We start from the raw sequence: 19,733 nt of genomic DNA, 5'->3' as shown, positions 1-19,733 counted from the left end.
GGCAGCCGTCGCTGCGGGCAGGAGGTTAGAACCGGACCGTCCGAACGATCCGCCGGGCCGTCTCGCACGCCGCCTCCGTCTCGCAGACCGCATGGACCGTGAGCGCCGGGGACGGCGAGACCGTCCCGTCGCCGTGGTCCACCGGCTCGACCTCGAACCACGCCCCCACCCCGCCGGGCTCACGCGCGACGACGACCGTGCGCCCGCCGACGCGCTCCGTCTCCCCGCCCTCCGGGGGCGCTCCCCCGTGCGCCCCGTAGTCGAGGTCGAGCCGGAGGCCGGGCAGGGTGAACTGGTCCACCTGGGAGTCGATCCCCTGGACGGCCTCGCGCTCCGCCTCGGGCGGGACCGCGAGCGAATACGCCCCGTCCGCGAGGTCGTAGCGCGTCCAGCCTTCGGGAGTGCGCGCTGCGCAGGACGCGAGGAGCAGCGCCAGCGTCAGAAGAGGCCCCCTCACGGGTAGGCCACCCCGCGCTGGACCGGGTAGGTGCCCCCGCTCACCGACCGCGCGTCGCCCGGCCCATGGTAGCGCACGTCGTTCGTCTGGACCTGGGTCCCCCCCCGCTCCAACACGAGCACGCTCGGCGACTCGCCCACCGAGGGCGCCGTCAGGTACACGTCCGCCCGCCCCATCGGGACGAACGCGCCGTAGAGCTGCGTCCGCACCGAGTCGCCCGCGGCCTCGGGCTCGACGACCCACACGGCCCACCGGTGCCCGTCCTCGTACAGCGGCTCGCCGTCCGCTCCCACCGTCACGTCGGAGGCGACGACCAGCCGCTCGTCCACGCCGTCGCCGTCGAGGTCGGCCGTCAGGCCCCGCTGCACCGGCCACGCGACCGACTCCTCCAAGGGCGGACCCTCCGGGTCGATGGGCGGCCAGTAGGCACCGCTCGCCTCGGCCGTGGAGTGCCGCGTGCAGCCGCTGGCGACGAGGGCGAGGACGAGGGAGGAGAAGACGAAGCCGTGTGACATGCGGGCGGTGGGCGGGTGGACGGCGAGAACGCGCGGATCGCCAGTTCCATCTGCGAGCTAGCGCGCGGCCTCCGCCAGCTCGGCGACGGCCAACTCGTAGCGCGCGTAGCCGGCGTACGAGAACAGGATCCGCTGGTCGAGTCCGAGCCCGTCCAGCACCAAGCGCCCCTCGGCGTCCGTGGCCGCCCCCCGCTCCGCCCCGACGACGAGCGCGTTCACACCCGGGAGCGCGTTCGCGGACTCGGCGTCGCGCACGATGACCACGAGTCGCGTCCCGCCGACCTTCGGCGTCGCCTAGACCACCTCGACCGCCAGCCGCCCCTCGTTCCACCCGGCCTCCCCGACCGGGCACACGAACACGGGGCCTGCGGAGCGGCACCCGGCCAGGATCAGCACAGCGAGCGCATGGCGAGGGGGACCGAGGGGCAACGACGACGGACGACGGAGGGCGCGCCGAGGAGAGCGCGCCGAGCAGGTGGAGCCTCGTCAGGGAACGTCCGGAGCAGCCCGTCTCGCGCGTCCGAGCGCGAGCCCAGCCCCAGCGCCCAGCGCGAGCGCGACGGCCGACAGCGCCATCCCCACGACCCCGAACACGGCCGAGCCTGCCACGAACGACGGCCACAGCACGGCGTCGGCGACCTCGTAGGCAGCCCGCTCGGCGCCCGTCCAGCCCCCCCGGTCCAGGATCGGCTGGCGGACGGCCAGGGCCGCCCCCTGAACCGCCAGTCCCACGGCCGTGCCTCCGACCAGCGCGCGGCGGGACGGGACCCGAGCACGGCGCGGCCGGAGCCGACGCCACCCGGCCCAGAGCGCGAGCACGACCCCCGCGACGCCCGCCACGCCCGCGAGGTACGGGAGCGCCCGGACCTCATCGTCGTACGGGTGGGCGTCGTGCTCGACCGTGAGCCCGGGCGTGTCGAACACGAACGCGAACGGGAACCCGGCCACCTCGCGCGGCTCGAGACACGCGGCGGGGTCCGGCCCGGACGCGCACTCGTTGTTGTAGACGATCCGCTCGCCGGACACGCGGTCCCATCGGGCCGAGGCCCCAATGGCGACGACCGCCAGCGCGAGCGCGACGAGGACACGGAGAACGGCGGGGGTCGGCACGGTCGGGTGTTGCCCGCAGGCGAACGAGGGGAGGACGTCGTCAGCGGGCGCGAATACACCGCGGGCGACGGAGCGTTTCACGACGCGGACGACCGCTGCTGTCTGCCGTGCTTCCGCTTCGTGGGCCGCCGCGACGGTCCACGGCGTTACAGCGGGTCCTCGGTGGCCTCCAGCGGCAACGTCAGCACGAATATGACCCTGCCGCCCGCCGGGCAACTCGACCGCGCGCATCGGTTCTCCTCCTTCGGGCGTTCTCCGCTCCCCGGCCCCTCCGCTCATGCGCCTCGCCTTCCTACTGGTCGCCCTCGCCTCGTGTGCCGACGGCCCCACGCCCGACGCCGGGAGCAGCGAGCCCCCTCTCGGCGACGGCGCTCGCGTAGCCGCGCCCGACACGCTCGGCGGGTTGGCCGGGTCCGAGTGGGACCTCGCCGAGATCAGCGGCCAGCGCGTCATCGACGGGACGCGCCTCACGCTCGCCTTCGGCCCGACCCCGCCCGGCGTCGCGCGCGAGCCCGGCCTCGGCCAACTGGGCGGCTACGACGGGTGCAACACGTTCGGCGTCGGGTACCGCGTCGAGCCCGCCCGGGGCGCCCTGCCCGAGGCCCGGTTCCGGCTCGACGGCGACATGATCCAGACACTCCAGGGGTGCGGCCGCACGGTCGGCGACCAGGCCGACGCCTACACGGGCGCCCTCGCCTCCGCCGTCCGGCTCCGGCTGGCCGACGGCGGCCTCGCTCTCCTCGACTCGTCCGGCGCCGTGACGCTCGCCTTCGGCCGGAACCCCGAGCGGCCGGTGGACCGGGCCGCGCTCACGCGGGGCCGCTGGCGGCTCGGGTCGGTCCAGGCCCCGCCGTACGACCCCGGCCCACCGCCGCCTGCCCCGCCGCCACCCCCGCCCCCACCCCCGCCCCCGCCCACCCGGGAGCTGCTGCCCGCCCGGCCGCTGCCGCCCGCCCCGCCCGTCCCGCAGGAGGACCCAGCCCTCGCACCCGCCGAGACCGTTGTCCAGTTCCGGCCCGACGGGACGTTCCGGGCCGAGGCCGGGTGCGTCGTGTTCACGGGCGAGTACGTCGTCCGCGGCGACGACCTCCGCCTCCCGGCCACGTCCCGCGACGACTCAGCCTGCCCCGATCGCCACGCTCCCGCGTTCATCGGGCTCGGCGAGGGCGAGATCGAGGTCTCCGACGACCGGCTCACCCTCTACGCCCAGCACGGCGGCCGTGTCGTGTTCGTCCGCCCCTGACCCCCGCCTCCATCCGACGCCTCCTCCTCGCCGCGCTCGTGCTTGCCGCGGGCTGCGCTCCGCAGCCGGCCGTGTTCTTCGACGAAACGATCTCCGGCCCGATGGCCGTCGAGGTCGTCGTCTCCGACACCCTCCTGGCCGACGGCGTCGCCTCCGTCGCCGGCGAGGCCCGCGTCCTCAACGGCCCGATGCCCGCCGTCCAGGTCTCCGTCCTCGACGCCGAAGGCGCGCTCGTCGCCGGTACCACGACCGGCCTCGACGGCCGGTTCTCGCTCGCCGTCCCCCACCGCCCGGGGCTCCGCCTCCGCGTGGGCGGACCGCAGTACCGGACGTGGGAGCGCGACCTCGACGCCGTCCTCGACGCCCCATGACCCGCCCCGCCCTCCTCGCGCTCGCCGCCGCCCTCGCCGGGTGCGCGTCGTCGGCTCCCCCGGCGGCGCCCTCCACCGCGCCTCCCGTCGCTGAGGTCGCGGGGGCCGACGCTCCCCCAGACCCGTCGGCTCCCCAGACGTGGACGGTCACGGGCCGCGTCACGACGTCCGACGGCGAGCCCACGCCGGGCGCCGGGGTCCTGGTCGGCCTCCGCTACGCCCCTGACCCCGAGTCCCGAGGCGCCTGCGCCGGCACGCCGCTCGACCTCCTCGCCGCCACCCTCGTCTCCGCCGACGCCAACGGCCGCTACCGCGCTGCCCTTACGGACCCGCCAGCCAGCGACCTCGAGTCCCCCGCCCCGAACTGCTTGGTCGCCGTCGTCTGGGACCCACAGGCCCAGCGGTTCGTCCCCCGCGCGCTCGCGCTCGGCGGGCGGGCGGCGGACGCGGCCGACCCCACCCTCGCGGGCGAGGCGGGCACGCTCGACCTCGTCGCCGACCGGGCGCCCGCCCCGCCTTACACCAACGTCGGCCCGTCGCGCGACGACCTCGACGCCGCGTTCGCCCGCGACGTCGTCCCCGGCTTCGCGGGCGTAACCGTGGACGGCGACACGCTCGTCGTGCTCCTCGGGCCACCGGGGATCGGCGACCCCCAGGCCGAAGAGGCCGCCGTCCAGGCCGTCCTCGCCCGCGAGGGCATGGAGCGGTTCGCGGGCCGCCCCACGCGCGTCGAGCGCGCGCCGGTCACGGCCGAGACGCTCGCCAGCGTCCGCGACCGCTCGGCCGTCCTGTGGCAGCTCGCCGGGTCGTCGTCGTCGTGGCTCGACGAGCAGGCCGGCCAGGCCGTCCACGGCTACGCCACCGAGGCCGCCGTCCGGCGCGCCCGCGCGGCCCTGGAGCCGTTGGGACTGCCGGGGCTCCCCGTCCGCCTCGAACTCGCCGGGTACGCCGGGTGGGGCGACCCCGGCCCGAGCCCGGTCGCGCCCCCGCGGCCCGTCTACGGCGACCGGCTCCCGATCCGGACCGACCCGGCGTGGGGTCCCAACGGCCGCACGGTCTACGGCGTCGAGTTCCTCGGCCCCCGCGACCTCCGCCTGGTCGCCGCCGACACGACGACGCTCACCGTCCGCCCCGTCGCCGGCCTCTCGGCTCAGAACACCGGCGCGAGCGACCTCGCCGTCTCGCCAGGCCCGCCCGCTTCGGCGACGCTCCTGGTCGGCGGGCCGACCGGGTGGCCCGCCCACCTCGTCCGCGTCACGCTCGGGCCGGACGGCGCCGCCGGCCCGCCCACGACCGTCGCCCGCGACGTGGCCGGGCTCCGCGTCGCCGCCTCGGCCGACGGCCGGTACGTCGCCTACGAGCGCGGCGAGTTCGCCGAGGGCGTCCTCGCGCTAGCCGACGTCGAGACCGGGCGCGCCTGGCCGCTCGGGCTGGTCGGACGGACGGTCGGCCCCCTCGCGTTCGCGCCCGACGGCCGCACCGTCGTGGCGGGCGTCGATGGCATTGCCGGGCCGGACTCCGGCGACCCGCGCCGGGCAGGCGTCTGGGCCGTCCCGCTGGGCGCCGACGGGCGGCCGGGCTCGCCGCGCCGGCTCCTGCCCTACCCGGAGGCACCCTGGGGGCCGTACGCCGCGCCGGTCGGGCTCTGGTGGGAGCCGACGCCGAGCGGCCCCGATGCCCCCCGCCTGGCCGTCGGGGCCTTCGCCGACGGCACGGCCTGGGTCGAGACTGTGGGCGCCGACGGGACCCGCCAGCCGGTCGGGCTCGCCGTCCCCGCCGCCGAGCCGCCGTCCCAGGTCTCCGTGAGCGCCGACGGTCGGCGCGTCGCCGCGGCCGTCGTCGTGGCCGCGACGACGCGCGGGGTCGAGGGCGACCGCCACGCCCGGACGCGGCTCTACGTCTGGACCCGCCCCGTCCCCGGCGGCCCGCTGGCGGCGCCGGTCGTTGTGGCCGACGTGCCCGGCGAGATCGACGCCTCGGGCTGGCTCGCATTCTCGCCCGACGGCCGGTGGCTCGGCCGCGACGGGTTCCTCCACCGCCTCGCCCCCTGACCCCATGCGCCTCACGGCCTTCCTCGTCGCGCTCGCCCTCGCCTCGTGCGGCCCCTCGCAACCCGCCCCGGAACCGCGCGCCGACGCCCGTCCCCGCGAGGCCCTATCCGACTCCTCGGCTCGCGTCTCCACCGACTCGTCGTCCGTACCTGACGCCCAACTCGGCCCCTCCCACACACCGGTCTGAGCATCCGCCTGCCCCGACGGCGCCCCGCCCGACGTCGGCTTTCCGCTCGTGACGGGCGAGATCGAGGTCACCGACGACCAGTTCGTCGCCTACGGCCGCGACGGCGGCCGGGCCGTCTTCACCCGCCCCCCGAGCCCATGACCCGCCTCGCCTTCGTCGCCCTCGCGCTCCTCGCCGGGTGCCAGCCGTCTCCCGAGCCCGCCCCTCCCGGCGCAGTCGCCTTCCCCCAGCTCCCTCGCGGGATCGCGGACGAGGGGGAAGCCCTCGCAGCGGGCGTCCTGGCCGTGGACGGCCCGTGCCTCCGGTTCCAAACCGACGTCGAGGGCGCGCCGTCCGAGAGCTACCTCGTCGTCTGGCCCGCCCACGTCGCGTTCGACCCGGTGCACAACCGCGTCGCCGACGCCCGGACCGGCTTCGTCGCCGGCCAGGGCGTCCCGATCTTCCTGTCCGGCGGAGAAACCAGCACCGAGCCACAGGGCCTCGCCACGCCCGTCCCCGCCGGGTGCCCCGGACCGTACTGGATCGCCGCCGCGCTCCGGGTCGATCCGTCCACCGCCCCCGGCTCCACCCCGCCCCCCGGCTCGCTCGCCCTCCGCCTGGCCCACGTGGACGTCCCGCCCGTGGACGACCTCGGGTTCTCGTACCGCCGCATCGGCACCGACGCCGACGTGGCGGCCTTCCCCGCCGACGGCGCCGTCTGGCTCGACGCCGTGCTCATCGCCGACGCCCTCGGCCAGCCCGCGCTGACGATGCTCACCGGCCCCGAGACCCGCCTCCGCGACGGGAGGCTCTACCTCCGCGCCGATGCCGTCCAGCGGCTCGCCAATGTCTTCGTGTGGCACCGCCGCCCCGACAGTTCAATCGATGTCCTGCCCCCCAACGTGCTCGCCGAGGTCGTCGCCCGCAGCGAGCTCGGCCAGGCCGCGCAGGCTGCGGGGTTCGAGGTGTTCACCAGCAACCCGTACTGAGCACCTGGCGCCAGGTGAGGGAAGCGCCGTTACCGGAGGTGCTGAGTGTCACGGTGTAAGCCCCTCGAACTCGGCGTCCTCGTAGAACCGGAGCTTCCGGCATCGGACGGGCCGGTGGCCCCGGACCAGGAGGAGCTGCTCGGCCTCGTCCATCAGCCGGAGCTCGTCCGGCATCACGAGTGGGCGCCCGTGCTCGCTGAGCGACGCCCCCTCGCTCCGGCCCGACGACCGACTCTTGCCCCGGCTCCGGCTCTTCCCCGTCGTAGCCCCGTGCGAGAACACGGTCCGCGTGCCCGCCATCTTCGAGAGGTACTCGGCTGTGAACTGGTCCGTCGTCCCGAAGGCCTGGACCACATCGGTGTTCGCCACGAACGTCTCCCAGTCCTTCGGGTAGGTCTGCTTGAGCTGGCCGAGGTCCTGCAAGAAGGGCCACACCTGGACGCCGTAGCCCGCCATGAGCGAGACGGCCCGGCGGACGGGCGCCATCGGGCCAAGCTGGGCGAACTCGTCGAGGAGGAAGAGCACGCGGCCCGGTCCCTTGCCGCCGGGGCCTCCCCCACCGCCGACCGTGATCGGCCGCGCCCGCGTCACGGCGACGAGCGAGGTCGCGACGACCAACCGGAGCCACCGCGAGAACGTGTCGAGCCGGTCTGGTGGCACCATGAGGTAGATGGACAATTCGCCTCTGGCGAGATCTGCCGGGTCGAACGTGCTCTCGCCTAGCACAGCCAGCATCCGGGGCGAGTCGAGGAAGTGTGTGTGGCTCTGGGCCGACGAGACGACGCCGGAGCGTTCACGGTCGGCCTTCTGGCGGAGCCGGTTGGAGGTCCGCTGCACGGTCGCGTCGGGGTGTCCGCCCATCGTGACGAGCAGGTCGTCGAAGGCCTCTGGCGCGAGCGTCAAGAGTTCTCGGACGTGGGGGAGCGACCGCTCCGCGCTAACGCGCGAGAGCGCGACGTAGAGCACGAGCCCCGCCAGGAGCGCCTTCGCCTCCTCGTCCCAGAACGCACCGGCCCCACCGCCCGGCTGGGGCACGACCAACATGTCGGCGATCATCGCCGCGTCGTCGGCCGCGTCCGGGCTGGCAGAGTCGATCAAGTCGAGCGGGTTGAGCGCGCCCCGCGCCGCCTCGACCTCGGACTCGGGGAGGCCCAGGCGGCCCGCCAGTCCGAACGGGTCGAGCCCGACGACGCGCTGGCCGAGCCTCTGGCGCCGGTGCACCGCCGTGAGCGCGAAATTCTCGCCCTTCGGGTCGGTCACGACAACTGAGCCGCCGTGGTTCAAGAGGTTCGGGACGACGGCGCCGACGCCCTTGCCTGCCCGCGTTGGGGCGACGGTGAGCAAGTGGCCTGGCCCGTCGTAGCGCAAGACCGGCCCCGGCTTCTTACTGTGCTTCGGCTGACCTCGGCCGACGAGCACGCCGCCTGTGGCGTCCGCCAGCGCGGCCCCGTCGCCCCACGACGCGGAGCCGTGGCTCGACGAGGTCTCGCGTGGCTCGGGCCTCGTCAGGACGACCATCGCCACGAGCGCGACGAGCCACGACACCGCGAACGACCACCCGGCTACCTGGACGGGCGGCGAACCCGCTCCGACCGTGCGGACGGCCTGTGCGATCCAGCGCGCTCCGTCCGACGGTTGGTAGAGCGGCCCGACCAGGACCGGGGCCATCACCATCACCAGGAGCACGAGCGCCCACCCGCCCCGGTTGCGGTCCACCAGGAGCGTGTGGCCGATCCCGCCGAAGGCTGCGGCCGTGAGCGCCCACACAACGACGACGACTGGCGGGGCGGGGTCGTGGAGCGGGTCACCGAGCGCTGGGTGGAACTCGGCGTACCACGCCAGCGCGTGCGTCGCGACGATGGACGCGACGCCGACGGGGACCGCTAAGAGCGCCAGCAGGGCGCCGCCGGGGCGCGAGCCGGGGACGGTGTCCTGCGCCTCCACGCTACCTGCGGCGTGGCACCGATGGGCGCACGAAGCGGAGCTCCGCCGGAGGCGTCTTGTACGGACCGGCGAAGGCGAGGTCGCGCGCCAAGAGGACCGTGAACCGGTGGCCGGGCGAGATGCGGAGCGTCGGCTGCACGTCGAGGCCGCGCTCGACGACCTTCGAGGCCACGCGCGAGAGCTCGAGCGCGATCTGACCCGCGATCACCTCCTGGGGGCTCTGCGCGAAGTCGTTTCCGCCGCCGTCAGGCTGTGCGAGCTGGGCTCCCGCGCCGACGGTCGCGAGCAGCACGGCCGAGCCGAACGTCTGCATAAAGTGGCGGTCCACACGGCCTCGGAGCCCGGAGTAGCCCCGGAGGTCCTTCGCGTCGAGGCCGGGGAGCGCGACCGAGCGGCCGTCGGGGAAGATGAGCCGGGTCCAGGCCACGAGCGCCCGGTTCTGGCCGTACGCGATTTGGTCGTCGTACTCGCCGATGAGGCGGCTCCCCTTCGGGACGAGCACGTGGCGCTGCGAGCGGCTGTCGTACACGTCGCGCGTGACCTGGCCCGTGACGGCGCCGGGTAGCTCGGAGTCGAGGCCGGTCACGAGCGCGGCCGGGATGACCGTCCCGGCCTGCAACACGAACGGCGTCTCGGGCGACTGGACGCGGACGCCGTAGCGGCCCTTTCCGAGCGTTGACGTGCGCGCCGCGAACGCCCGGCGGCTCTCGGGTCCGGGCGCGTCGCCAGAGGCCCTACGCGGCGCCTCTGGCGCGACGAGGCCGCCTGATGGGCTCGCGGTCGGGGGAGCGGACACTGTCGCCAGAGGCGCACGCTCCTGGGCCTCTGGCGCGGCGCCGGGCGGCGCGAACTGCTCGGCGATCAGGCGGATCTCGTCGACCTCGCGCTGGAGCTCGGGGTCGAGGGGCGAGACCTCTGGCGGCGGCCCACCGAACGGCGAGGTTGTATCGAGCGTGAGCTCGCCCGCTCGCGCGACGACGGGCGAGAGCAGCGCGCGCTCGAAGGCGTCGGCCTCTGGCGTCGCGACCTCCCCCATCGTCATTCCGTTTCTTGGGGCCGAAGCGTACGAGGGTGACGTGTACGAGGGAGCAGACGCCGTCGGGCCGACAGCGGCTGTGGAGCCGTAGTCCGGCGCGTAGGGCGGGGTCACGTAGGCCGCGCCGTAAGGGTCCGCGTACGGGTCGGCATAGACGACGTCCGGCTCGGCCGCGAGCCCGGCGCCGCCGTCGGCCGCGTACGGGTCGCCCCGCTCCAAGAACTCCGGGGGCGCCGCCTCGGGCCGCTCGACCGTGAGGTCGGCGTCGGGTGTGGCCGAGTCGCCCGAGAGCACGAGGAGGCCCAAGAGCACGGCCGCGGCTGCGATCAGGAGCCCGCCGAGAACGAGGCGGCGGTTGACGCGGACGGGCTCGTAGCGGCCGTCGTCGGTGCCAAGGAAGTCGCCGCGCGGAGCCTCGGGCTTGTCGGCGTCGAAGGAAAACGGCTCGTCGGAGCTCGGCGGAGCCGTGTCCGCCAGCTCGAACTCGCCCAAGGGCGGGTGGCGAGGGGCGTCGTCGGGCGTGCCGTCGAGGGAGGAGCCGTCGAGGTCGTCGAAAGGGTCGTGGGCCATCGGGGGGGAGCGGTTGAGTGGACGGCACCGGCTAGCGGGACCGAGGGACGCGAGCGATGCGGACGAAGCGCTCGACCTGGCGGCGGCCGAAGAGCCCGAACGGCCCCTTCTTGACCGTCGCCCCGACGACGAGGTCGGCGCGGTCGAGCACCCGGTCGGCTACGTAGGTCCCAGCGCCCGCGCGACCGGGGCGGTAGGCGTAGTTGACGATCTCGCGCGAGCCGTCTGGGCCGATCACGTAGAGCACCGGGGCCTCCCCGCTCGGGTCGGCCGAGAGCTGGAGGTAGGTGTGGACGCCGTCGTCGAACACGCGCTCGAGCCGATCGCGGAGTTCGGGCGAGCCCGACCACTCGTAGCCGAACGACAAGTCGTCGAGCGAGACGCCGTCGCCAGAGGACGGCGGCGCCGTTGGCATGGGCGCTCCGCTCTCGGCCGCCGCAAGCGCGGCGAGCGCGTCGTCGGGGTAGTAGAACCGGACGTGGCGGGCGTAGCGCGACTGGGGGTTGAGCTCCCCTCCCCTGCTCGGCCGGGGTGCCGAGTCCAGCGTGACGTGGTAGACCCGGCGGTCGGTCGAGACCACGACGTTCGTCGTCACGTCGTACGCCAGCGGCTTCACGACGACGAGCGGCGTCCGCCCGCCCGGCCCCGTCGTGGTGAGGTCGATGGCGAACCGCTCGGTGTCGCCGGCGACGACGCCCAGGACCGTCTCGCCCTCTTCGAGCTCGACGACCGACGCCCGGAGCGGCGCGCAGGCGAGGACCGGCTGGGTGTGGCCGAACGGGAAGACCCACACGGCCGACTGGCGGAGCACGCCCGCGCGGCCTGTCCGCTGGTACTCGCGGACGAGCTCGCCGAGCGCCTCCTCCATCTCGCCCGCCGTCACGACGACGGCGCCGCCGTCGAACCCGTCGCCGACGGGACGGCCGACGGCCCGCTCGGCGACGCCAGAGGCCGGGGCGACGCTCAGGTCTACCACGGTCTGAACGTCTGGGGTAGCCTCGGGCAACGGCTGCGCCGACGCCGAGGCGGCGAACACGAGGAGGGCGGCGAGAAGGGGAAATCGGGTGGACATGGAGCGGAGCGTTGGCTAGGGCCTAGACCCTAGGTGACTAGGGGCGGAGAGTGTCTGGACGTGCGGTCGGTTGGGCCTCGGGCGTCGGTCGCGCGAGGACGCCTCGGAGCGCGGGCGCCTCGTCGGGCTCGGCCTCTGGCGTCTCGGGCTCCTCCACCTCGGTGGCGCCCGCGAGCGGGCTCCACGAGAGGTCGGTCACGAACACGCCCAGCGGGTTGCGCTCGATGCCCTCGGTCGTCGTCGGCGGGGCGACCACGACGGACAGGTAGCCTTCCCACGCCCGCTCGGTGTCGCCGCGCTGGGGCGACGACTCGGTCTCGTTCCACGTCACGCGGTAGGTCCGGGCGCCAGAGGCCGCCCCCGGAACGGGGATCACGGCGACGACCTCGACGCTGCGTCGGGCGCCCGTGCCCAGGCGCCGCGGGTCGTTCTGCGGGTCGGAGAAGTAGGCTTCCAGGAAGCCCCGAGCGTCGCCGCCGACGTAGGCGTAGGCCCGGTAGACGGCGTCGCGCTGCGCGACAGGGTCGGCGTAGACCGTCCGGATGTTGGAGACGAACGCCGAGAGCGCCGCGATCACGACGCGGTCGGCTACGGCCGGGACCGCCTCGGCGGGCGCGATCGCGGACGCCCGGCCCAACCGGTCGACCTCGACGACGTACGGGACGACCCGGCTCTGGGCCGCGAGCGTCACCAGCCCGGCGACAGCGAGCGCGAGCATGGCGAAGGCGAAGAAGGCAGCGAGCTGCCAGTTCCGCTTGCCGCGCGCGAGACCGGAGAACGCCCGGTGGAACTCGGACCGTCCGCAGAGCACCTCCGGCGGAGTCTTCCCGTCGTAGTCCCACCCCTCGGGTTTCGAGCCCTGCCGCGACAGCGAGGCGGTCCCGTTCGTGGATGAGGGGCGGCGACGGAGACTCGGAAGGGGCACGGGCAGTGGGGAGTACGCCCCGGATGGCTTCTCCTCCCTGAGCGCGCTCGGACCTTCCCGAGGCTCATCTTGGTGCGGCCAGCGTGACCCCCTTGATTCTCGCGAAGGGGATTATCATCCCCGCCCATCTCTCGAAGTCGTCCAACCAATCGATCATGCAAGCGAAGCCTTCGGCCGAAGATCACGTCTACTCATTCGCCATCGCAGTAGGTGGCCTCTCCCTCGCCAACGAACTGGCCAAGGCGGAAACGAACGACGACCGCCGGAAAAAGAAGGGCAGGGTCGTACGGCTCAAGCGAGATCTGATCCGGGAGGCGTTCCCTGAGGAGACCGACGGCGCTCAGACGCTCTCGCAGATTGTTGGCCGGATGCCAACAGACCTACCGGACGATCACAGGACGACCCTTCTCATCGATCTTGCGTTCTCCAACCCATTCGCTCCGTACGAGCTGAAGTTCGGAGACTCCAATTTCTGCGATGCGCTCAAGACGGTGTCCAAGCGCGTCGGGGTGCCGACCGAGCGGGTGGATGACGTCTTGAAGACGAAGAAGGAAGCGCTCAAGGCCCACCGGAATCTCAACGTCGGCAAGGTCCTGGCAATCGGGATCGGCGGAGCCGTGCTCGTAGGCATCGGCGGTTACGCAGCTGCGCCCATCCTCGCGGCCAAGCTGGGGGCCGCCGCAGGCCTCTCCGGAGCTGCGGCAACGGCGCACGGCCTTGCGCTTCTGGGCGGCGGAACGCTGGCGGCTGGCGGCGCTGGAATGGCTGGCGGGCTTTACCTCGTCACGGGCACCGCGATTGCCGTGGGAGGAACGGCGATGGGCGGCGGGGCCTTCCTCATCCAACTCGGCGCGGCTGGGGCGAAGGCCGAACTCGTCAAGCTCCAGACCTCTTACCGCGAGGTTCTACTCCACAATCAACTGCACACGAAGAAGGCGAGCGAGGCGATCCGTGCGCTCGAGAAGGACCGCCAGGAGGTCCAGGAAACGCTGGACAAGGAGCAGAAGCTGAACGAGAAGAACTCGGCCCGCCTGAAGGATCTGGAGGCGACGGTCGAGGCGCTGGATAACGCCATCAAGTGGATGAAAAGCGAGAAGGCGGCATGAGCGACGGACTGACGCTTTCCCTCGTAGACCTTCACGCTGAGACGGACCGCCAGCGGGCCAAGGCGCGAGCCGACCTCGGCTCTGCTCGGGAAACGTCTGACCGCCTCGACGATCTGAACTCGCGGGTCCAGCGCCTCGTAGCTGAGACGGGCGTCGAACCAGATACGCAACGGACCACAACTCCGCTTCGCCGAGTGGAACTCTCAGGGTCCGCTGCCGATCAAGTCCCACTCCCTTCGTTGGCAGAGGTCCACCGCGGTGCCGAGGAGCGGCTTCGTGCGCGTGGGATCGACCCTGCGACGGTGAGCTTGGACGACCTGCTGCCAGCCGAGACCCTCGAGCGACTGGAACGCCGGTACCGGGGCGGATTCACGCTCGCGGCCGACCTTGACCGGTACGACGTGATCGCCGCCGTTGCGGCTGGCGTGACGGCGGCGATCGTGGACTCCACTATCGTACGCATCCCGAAGGGGATGACGTACCTCGGGGAGCACATCCAGACGGGGAGCCCGCTCACGGAGTGGCTCCACAGCCAGAAGGACCCGAGCCAGCACTGGTTGGCGAAGGCAGGCAAGGCGCTGGAGAAGACGTGCAAGGTGACGTTTGACCGGGTGGGCGACGTGGCCGAGCACATCGAGGGGTTCGGCGGGAAGACGCACAGACTCCAGACGCCTGGGCACGACCCACTGATCGGACTCGCGGTAGGGACGATTGACGTGATGCGGGGGGGGCTCACGGCGATCTCTCGCGACGGGATGCCGGTCTACCTCTCGGACCTCGGGCCAGGGACGTACAACCCACTCGAGGCGTTCGTCTGGACCGTCGGGCACATCCTCTCCGACTTCCCAACGGCAATGGGTGTGCAGCCGCCGGGATTCACGCTCCTCCAGGCTCTCAACGTCGGAAGCTTCGGTGAGAAGGACCGGACGGTCGGCGAGCTCGCGCGGTTCATGTACCTCAAGGGGTACGACAGTCGACACTTTCTGACGATGAGCACATCGGTGGCAGCGGCTGAGACCGTAATCCGCGGCTACTTCGCGCTCCGGCGGCGGCTCGATGGGTCCTACGACGAGGACGTGCAGCGGCAGGCGGAGATAGCTGGCGCCGAAAAGGTGGGCGAGCACCCCCGGTTTCAGGCGCTGGCGCTGACGGCACACGCGATTGCGGCGGCGGCGAACGTGGGAAAGGTGGCGGTCTACGCTGGGAACCCGCTCGCCATCAACTACGCTCAGTGGCTCCGCTTCACGCAGGCAACCTGGCAGTTCACGCAGTCCAAGCTCCGGTCACCTTCCGATGTTCTCATCGGGACGGGCTTGGCGAATGCACGCGACCTCGACCGGACCATTTTCGCCGATCTCGTCGCCGATCCGGACTTTCCGACCCTACGCTTTTGAGAACACGTACACGGCCGACAGCCCGTGGACGAAGCTCGGCTGGAGGTCGTGTGCGAGAACGGAAGTCACCTTCGACGGCGGCATGCGCGGCAGGGGCAACTACTATGCATTGCGTAGATTGGGGTAACGTAAATCGACGTAACGAGATGACCAACCCCTTCGAGTTCGGCCGCGAGCTCTCCGACACCGAGATTGTCGACCGCACCGACGAGGTCGACCTTGTCGTCCGAGCGCTCCGCGGGCGCGAGCGCCTCTTCCTGATCGGCCCCCGCCGGTTCGGGAAGACCTCCATCCTCCGCGCCGCCACCGAGCGGGCTGAGGCCGCAGGCGCCATTGTCTTGCGCTACAACGCCGAGGCGTACCCTTCGCTCACGGCGCTCGCTGAGCGGATCGTCGCCGACGCGGCGAAGCGGTTGACGGGACCCGTCCAGAAGGCAGGGAAGAAGATCCAAGAGGCGTTCGGCACGCTTCGCCCCCAACTCACCTACAGCCCGCTCGCCGACACCTTCTCAGCCTCGCTCACGGCCGCCGCCAGCGCGTCGGAGCCCGCACTCATCGCCGACGCGCTCTCCGGCCTCGATGCGCTGGCGGCCACGGCGGGCAAGCCTGTCGCCGTCGTCATCGACGAGTTCCAGCGCGTGGTGGAGGACGGCGGCATCAAGGCCGAGGGCGAGGTCCGCGCAGCCGTCCAGGCCCACGACCACCTGGGCTACGTCTTCGCGGGCTCCAAGACGCGGATGCTGGCCGAGATGACCGGCGACGAGTCGCGGCCCTTCTACCGGCTCGGGGCGCGACTTTTTGTCGGTCCCGTCCCCCGCGACGACTTCCGGCCCGCGCTCGCGAACGGTTTCCGAGACGCAGGCCTCACCATATCGGACGAGGCCGTCGAGGCTATCCTCGACCTCGCCGAGGATGTTCCGTACAACGTCCAGCGCCTCGCCCACGAGTCCTGGGCGGAGGCTCTCGCTGAGGGCGAGCTCGTCGCACCCGAGCGCGTTCAAGCCACGCTCGACCGGCTCGTGAGCCGGGACGACCCGTTCTACACCCAGACCTGGAACGGGCTCAGTCGTACCCAGAAGCAAGCCCTCCTCGCCGTTGCTCGCGAGGGCGGGACAGGCCTCTACGCGGGCGATCTCCTCCGCGCCTACAACCTCGCATCACCCAGCACCATGCAGACGGCCATCGGCGCGCTCGTCAAGGCTGGTGTGGCGCGTGAGGAGGAGCACCAGGGTGGCATACGGGTGCGCCTCGAGGACCCCTTCTTCGCTGCGTGGCTTCGGCTCTTCGTCGCTGTGCCGTGATCCAGCCCCTATCTCATCCAACTCTCGGATGTGAAGGCCATTCGATCCCATTTTCCATATAGACCGTGTTTTCCTGTACAGGAAAACGGCCCCGAACAGGAAAGTCGCTTCACGAGACAGCTTTCCTGAGAGTCTGGGACACATCGACTTCCTTGTCTTCCCCTCGTCAGTCCTCTGGAGGCAAAAGCGAGGGGTTCAGTTACACAGCGGAGAGCGCCTTGACGAAGCCCGGCTGGAAGTCGCGTGTCAAGAACGAGGCCGCCTTCGACGGCAGCACGATCACGAGCAGCGCGAACGTGATCGCCCCACCCAGGACCGCGAGCATCGGCGCCACGTCGCCTGGATTGGACTCGATGATGGGGAGCCACGCCTGGGCGATGTCCATCCCGACCGAGACCAGCAGGAAGAGCAAGAACAGCTTGATCCCGACCGCGAACACGTAGGCCACGAACCGGTCCGCCAGCGACGCCGTCCCCCGGAACGCCGCGAACCCGAGCACGAGGGACCCGCACGCCAGGACGAGGAACGACTCGACGAGCACTAGGACGACCATCCCCGCAATGACGGCGAAGAGGATCTCCATCACGAGCGCCGCGATCGCGACAAGCACGATGTTGGTCAGCGTCGGGCCGTCGATGTCGAGCAGCGACAGCTCCTCGAACATGGCCCCCACCATCGACGTCGAGATCTGGACGCCGAGCCCCAGCACCTCGCCGGGGCTGAACGTGCCGGGCGAAGCCGATTGCCCCGCCGCGAGGAAGCCGTTGATGATGGGCGGAAACCACCGGTCGAACGTCGCGATGAGCCCGAAGGCGAACGCGAGCCACCCCAGCTTGACGACGAGGCCGGTGAGCACCTTGTACGGTCCCTCGGCGCGGAGCGTCCAGAAGAGCCCGCTGAGCGCGATCTCGATGATGGCCAACACGCCGAACGTCCCTCGCGCGATGGCGAGCAGCGCCGGACGTGCCGAGTCGGCCGCCGTGCGGAAGTCCTCGACGATCGTGTCGAGCACCTCCGGGGGCGGGAGCTGCGCCGCCGCATCGGGGACGAGGCCGAGCGCCAGCGCGGTTAGCCCTGCCCCACCGAGCACGCGGCGCGTGAGGACCCTGCGTCGGTCGGGTTGCTGAGAGGCGGAGTCGCGGAGTCGGTGGAGAGTCACGGGATGCTCGGCGGTCTGGACGACGTCTGGGTGGCATGGGAGACAGGTCCGTGGACCTGAAGCGAGAGAGCCGCCTCCGCCAAGCGGGGACGGCTCTCTCGTTGCGGGTCCTCGGGGCAGGCGCTACTCGATGACCGGGCCGCGGCCGTAGTCGCGTCCGCCCATCCGGCGGGCGTACGCGCGGCTCCGCGCCGTCTGCGCCTTGCCGACCTCGCGGGCGTAGGCCTGCACGGCTGCCTCGCTCGCCTCGGCCCGCGCCGACTGGTCGACCTGGAGCATCATGACCTGCCGGAGCATCTGGGTCTCCTGCGCCTGGTACGCCTGGATGGTCCCCTGGAGCTCGGCGACCTGCTGCGCGCTCGTCGCCGAGCGAACCTGGGTCTGGAACCCCTGGAGGTCGCGGCGCGACGTCTGGAGCTGCGTCGCGTGCTCGCGGAGTGCTCGGAGTGTGTTGAGCGAGCCCGAGAGCTGGTTCTCGAGCACCCGCCCGATCTCGGCCGTCGGGTCGGCGAGGTCGAACGAGCGGTAGGCCTGGTCGAACTCGCGCCCGAGGTTGGCCGACGAGTAGGCGAGCTGGCCGCCGGACGAGATCGTCCGGTCGAGGTGCGACATGAAGCCCGTCACGTCGCGGACGTTGTAGGAGCGCAGCTTGCGGACGTTGTCGCGGAAGGCGACGAGCTGGTCGCGCTGGGCGCGGAGCTGCTGGACGATCTGGCGGCCGTTCATGACCGACTTCGCGATGTGCGCCGGGTCGACGACGGCCCACTGCGCCTTCGCCTCCTGGGCGGGCGCGAACGCGACGAGGGCCAGGAGCCCCGCCAGTCCGACGGAGCGCCGGAGGCGGAGGATGCGCGCGAGGCGGAGGGACAGGCTGGGGCGGAGCATGATTTATGGGGGCTCGTGGAAGTGGCGTCACCCGAAGAGCGCGGTACCGGCCCCTGGCGGCTCACGTGCACACGCAGAGCCCACGTTCCCCCTGTGGAACTTCCACCCGTAGAACCTCCGATCATCACCGCTCGCGCTCGCTTCGATCATCGCGAATGGCACCGGAAAGAGCGTTTAGCGGGAATGTTAAGAGGCCGTGGGTCATAGGTGAGGAACGATTATCCTGCTCATGTCGAAAGACAATCTTTCCCACGCGGGTGACCAGTACCGACAGCCCCTTCGACTTCGTCCAGCAGGCACGGGACGCTGCCCTCGACGCCGTGTGGCGCCAGTGGGGTGCTCTCGGCGCGTCGGTGGGAGGGTCGCGGCCCCGAACAATCCTCGACCCCGAGGCGCTCGTGCTCGCTTCACTCGCGCTCGTCCCCTACGAGCGCCGCCTCGGCGATGTGCTGCTGTGGTGGGCGTCCGTTGGGGCGCCGCTGCTCAGCGTCCAGCGCGTGCGGTCCCTCTCGAAGGGGGCCGCCGAGCCCGTGACCACCGACGGGTTGGGCGCGTTCGCGGCTTCGGCGGTCGAGGCCGGTGACCGCCGGTGGAAGCGGCTGGCGGGGCCGGAGGGGCTCGACGCGCGGCCGGGGAAGGGCGCCGCCCGCCCGGACCTCTCGGACCCGTCGGCGCTCGTGCTCCGGCTCCGGGCTGCGTTCGGGGTGAGCGCGAAGGCCGACCTTTTCGCCATCCTTCTCGGGAACGAGCGGCCCCAGACGGTCCGCGATTTGGCGGAGGCGTCGGGGTATTCGACCGTGGCCGTCCGCGTCGCGCTGGGCGAGATGGTGTTGGCCCGAGTCGCCGAGTCCACGGGGGCTTCCCCAGCCATGTACCGCGTGGCCGACGCGGCGCGGTGGTCTGGGCTCCTCGCAGGCGGTCCACGTCCCCGCTGGGGCTACTGGGCCGAGACGCTTGGAGTGCTGCTCGCCGTCTCAGAGTGGGGGCGGGGCGCCGAGGCATGGTCGGACTACGTGGCCTCATCGAAGGCTCGCGATCTCGCGGAGCGCTACGCCCGAGCCCTCCGTTTGGTGGCGCCAGAGGCGCCTCGGCTCGACGGACACGGCGGTGAGGCCGCACTCTCGCCGTTCGCGGCGACGGTACGCGCGGTGATCAAGACGGCGTCGTCGGGGTAAGCGGCTCGGGGGGCGTGGGGTACGACTGGTCGAGCGCGGTGGCTTCGGCGTCGAGTCCGCAGAGCCGGAGCCACTCGGCTGGCCACCCACCCCCATCAGCCTCCGCGAGCCGCGCGGCTTCCCGAACTGTCTCGTCGGCGGAGCGGCCGGGAAGCGTGCCCAGGAACGCCATCTCGAGCGGCCCCAGCGCCAAGTCGAACGTCCGCGCTCCCGACGGCGAGCGGACGTAGTAGTCGCGCTTCTTACGGGCTCGCGAGAGACGCC

18 protein-coding genes and 1 pseudogene are annotated in these 19,733 nt (G+C 72.4%); 8 read left to right on the top strand and 11 right to left on the bottom strand.

Annotation, left to right across the window (positions count from 1 at the left end):
* Nucleotides 1-25: 25 nt before the first annotated feature.
* The 4 genes from RM540_RS06565 to RM540_RS06550 all read right to left on the bottom strand — a co-directional run bounded on the left by RM540_RS06565 (nucleotide 26) and on the right by RM540_RS06550 (nucleotide 2,082).
* Nucleotides 26-457 carry a hypothetical protein gene (locus tag RM540_RS06565; RefSeq protein ID WP_311662753.1) on the bottom strand — a complete coding sequence of 144 codons (432 nt, stop codon included), beginning with the start codon at nucleotides 455-457 and terminating at the stop codon, nucleotides 26-28.
* A complete protein-coding gene (locus RM540_RS06560) occupies nucleotides 454-972 on the bottom strand; it encodes a hypothetical protein (RefSeq protein WP_311662752.1) in 519 nt (172 codons plus the stop codon). Before RM540_RS06560 ends, RM540_RS06565 begins: the two co-directional genes overlap by 4 nt.
* Before the next feature lie 57 nt (nucleotides 973-1,029).
* On the bottom strand, nucleotides 1,030-1,227 hold the full coding sequence (locus RM540_RS06555) for a peptidase associated/transthyretin-like domain-containing protein (protein ID WP_311662751.1): 198 nt from the start codon (nucleotides 1,225-1,227) through the stop codon (nucleotides 1,030-1,032).
* A 231-nt stretch (nucleotides 1,228-1,458) separates the two neighbouring features.
* Entirely contained in the window at nucleotides 1,459-2,082 is a 624-nt protein-coding gene (locus RM540_RS06550; RefSeq protein ID WP_311662750.1) for a hypothetical protein, read from the bottom strand.
* 277 nt (nucleotides 2,083-2,359) lie between these two features.
* Here RM540_RS06550 and RM540_RS06545 point away from each other — a divergent pair, with 277 nt between their 5' ends.
* The 4 genes from RM540_RS06545 (at nucleotide 2,360) to RM540_RS06530 (ending at nucleotide 6,902) form a co-directional block, all read left to right on the top strand.
* A complete protein-coding gene (locus RM540_RS06545) occupies nucleotides 2,360-3,325 on the top strand; it encodes an META domain-containing protein (RefSeq protein ID WP_311662749.1) in 966 nt (321 codons plus the stop codon).
* 71 nt (nucleotides 3,326-3,396) lie between these two features.
* The gene (locus RM540_RS06540; RefSeq protein WP_311662748.1) at nucleotides 3,397-3,696 is read left to right on the top strand and encodes a peptidase associated/transthyretin-like domain-containing protein; all 300 of its coding nucleotides are present in this window, start codon (nucleotides 3,397-3,399) and stop codon (nucleotides 3,694-3,696) included.
* Nucleotides 3,693-5,747, top strand: a complete 2,055-nt coding sequence (locus tag RM540_RS06535) for a hypothetical protein (protein WP_311662747.1) — start codon at nucleotides 3,693-3,695, stop codon at nucleotides 5,745-5,747. Before RM540_RS06540 ends, RM540_RS06535 begins: the two co-directional genes overlap by 4 nt.
* 324 nt (nucleotides 5,748-6,071) lie before the next feature.
* Entirely contained in the window at nucleotides 6,072-6,902 is an 831-nt protein-coding gene (locus tag RM540_RS06530; RefSeq protein WP_311662746.1) for a hypothetical protein, read from the top strand.
* Between the two features lie 48 nt (nucleotides 6,903-6,950).
* On the opposite strand, the gene RM540_RS06525 is transcribed toward RM540_RS06530, so the two are convergent.
* Genes RM540_RS06525 through RM540_RS06510 form a run of 4 tightly spaced genes read right to left on the bottom strand, consistent with a single transcriptional unit; the run spans nucleotide 6,951 to nucleotide 12,449 of the window.
* Nucleotides 6,951-8,846 carry a type IV secretory system conjugative DNA transfer family protein gene (locus RM540_RS06525; RefSeq protein ID WP_311662745.1) on the bottom strand — a complete coding sequence of 632 codons (1,896 nt, stop codon included), beginning with the start codon at nucleotides 8,844-8,846 and terminating at the stop codon, nucleotides 6,951-6,953.
* A gap of 1 nt (nucleotide 8,847) precedes the next feature.
* A complete protein-coding gene (locus RM540_RS06520) occupies nucleotides 8,848-10,452 on the bottom strand; it encodes a TraB/TrbI/VirB10 family type IV secretion system protein (protein ID WP_311662744.1) in 1,605 nt (534 codons plus the stop codon).
* Nucleotides 10,453-10,483: 31 nt separating this feature from the next.
* Nucleotides 10,484-11,524 (bottom strand): TrbG/VirB9 family P-type conjugative transfer protein, encoded by a 1,041-nt coding sequence (locus tag RM540_RS06515; RefSeq protein ID WP_311662743.1) that lies wholly within the window; start codon nucleotides 11,522-11,524, stop codon nucleotides 10,484-10,486.
* A 37-nt stretch (nucleotides 11,525-11,561) separates the two neighbouring features.
* A complete protein-coding gene (locus RM540_RS06510) occupies nucleotides 11,562-12,449 on the bottom strand; it encodes a VirB8/TrbF family protein (protein WP_311662742.1) in 888 nt (295 codons plus the stop codon).
* A gap of 92 nt (nucleotides 12,450-12,541) precedes the next feature.
* On the opposite strand from RM540_RS06510, the gene RM540_RS06505 reads away from it, so the two are divergent.
* The 3 genes from RM540_RS06505 to RM540_RS06495 all read left to right on the top strand — a co-directional run bounded on the left by RM540_RS06505 (nucleotide 12,542) and on the right by RM540_RS06495 (nucleotide 16,250).
* A complete protein-coding gene (locus RM540_RS06505; protein ID WP_311662741.1) occupies nucleotides 12,542-13,555 on the top strand; it encodes a hypothetical protein in 1,014 nt (337 codons plus the stop codon).
* 308 nt (nucleotides 13,556-13,863) lie between these two features.
* Nucleotides 13,864-14,949, top strand: a complete 1,086-nt coding sequence (locus RM540_RS06500) for a hypothetical protein (protein ID WP_311662740.1) — start codon at nucleotides 13,864-13,866, stop codon at nucleotides 14,947-14,949.
* Between the two features lie 146 nt (nucleotides 14,950-15,095).
* Nucleotides 15,096-16,250 (top strand): AAA family ATPase, encoded by a 1,155-nt coding sequence (locus RM540_RS06495; RefSeq protein WP_311662739.1) that lies wholly within the window; start codon nucleotides 15,096-15,098, stop codon nucleotides 16,248-16,250.
* A gap of 199 nt (nucleotides 16,251-16,449) precedes the next feature.
* On the opposite strand, the gene trbL is transcribed toward RM540_RS06495, so the two are convergent.
* Nucleotides 16,450-17,409: a P-type conjugative transfer protein TrbL gene (gene trbL / locus RM540_RS06490; RefSeq protein ID WP_311662738.1), complete on the bottom strand. Its 960-nt coding sequence runs from the start codon at nucleotides 17,407-17,409 to the stop codon at nucleotides 16,450-16,452.
* Nucleotides 17,410-17,532: 123 nt separating this feature from the next.
* Nucleotides 17,533-18,294: a type IV secretion system protein gene (locus RM540_RS06485; RefSeq protein ID WP_311662737.1), complete on the bottom strand. Its 762-nt coding sequence runs from the start codon at nucleotides 18,292-18,294 to the stop codon at nucleotides 17,533-17,535.
* A 257-nt stretch (nucleotides 18,295-18,551) separates the two neighbouring features.
* On the opposite strand from RM540_RS06485, the gene RM540_RS06480 reads away from it, so the two are divergent.
* A complete protein-coding gene (locus RM540_RS06480; protein WP_311662736.1) occupies nucleotides 18,552-19,469 on the top strand; it encodes a hypothetical protein in 918 nt (305 codons plus the stop codon).
* Here the strand turns inward: RM540_RS06480 and RM540_RS06475 are convergent.
* Nucleotides 19,447-19,733: pseudogene (locus RM540_RS06475) on the bottom strand (conjugal transfer protein TrbE); the annotation flags it as partial. The gene RM540_RS06480 and the pseudogene RM540_RS06475 overlap by 23 nt on opposite strands.

The organism is Rubrivirga litoralis, from assembly GCF_031846415.1.
Lineage (GTDB): Bacteria > Bacteroidota > Rhodothermia > Rhodothermales > Rubricoccaceae > Rubrivirga > Rubrivirga litoralis.
This window is presented reverse-complemented; position numbering and strand designations above follow the sequence as displayed.

Excerpts from the sequence above, each read along its gene's own strand:
- RM540_RS06560 (WP_311662752.1), bottom strand. The coding sequence starts at position 972 with ATGTCACACGGCTTCGTCTTCTCCTCCCTCGTCCTCGCCCTCGTCGCC.
- RM540_RS06545 (WP_311662749.1), top strand. The coding sequence starts at position 2,360 with ATGCGCCTCGCCTTCCTACTGGTCGCCCTCGCCTCGTGTGCCGACGGC.
- RM540_RS06535 (WP_311662747.1), top strand. The coding sequence starts at position 3,693 with ATGACCCGCCCCGCCCTCCTCGCGCTCGCCGCCGCCCTCGCCGGGTGC.
- RM540_RS06530 (WP_311662746.1), top strand. The coding sequence starts at position 6,072 with ATGACCCGCCTCGCCTTCGTCGCCCTCGCGCTCCTCGCCGGGTGCCAG.
- RM540_RS06520 (WP_311662744.1), bottom strand. The coding sequence starts at position 10,452 with ATGGCCCACGACCCTTTCGACGACCTCGACGGCTCCTCCCTCGACGGC.
- RM540_RS06515 (WP_311662743.1), bottom strand. The coding sequence starts at position 11,524 with ATGTCCACCCGATTTCCCCTTCTCGCCGCCCTCCTCGTGTTCGCCGCC.
- RM540_RS06495 (WP_311662739.1), top strand. The coding sequence starts at position 15,096 with ATGACCAACCCCTTCGAGTTCGGCCGCGAGCTCTCCGACACCGAGATT.
- RM540_RS06485 (WP_311662737.1), bottom strand. The coding sequence starts at position 18,294 with ATGCTCCGCCCCAGCCTGTCCCTCCGCCTCGCGCGCATCCTCCGCCTC.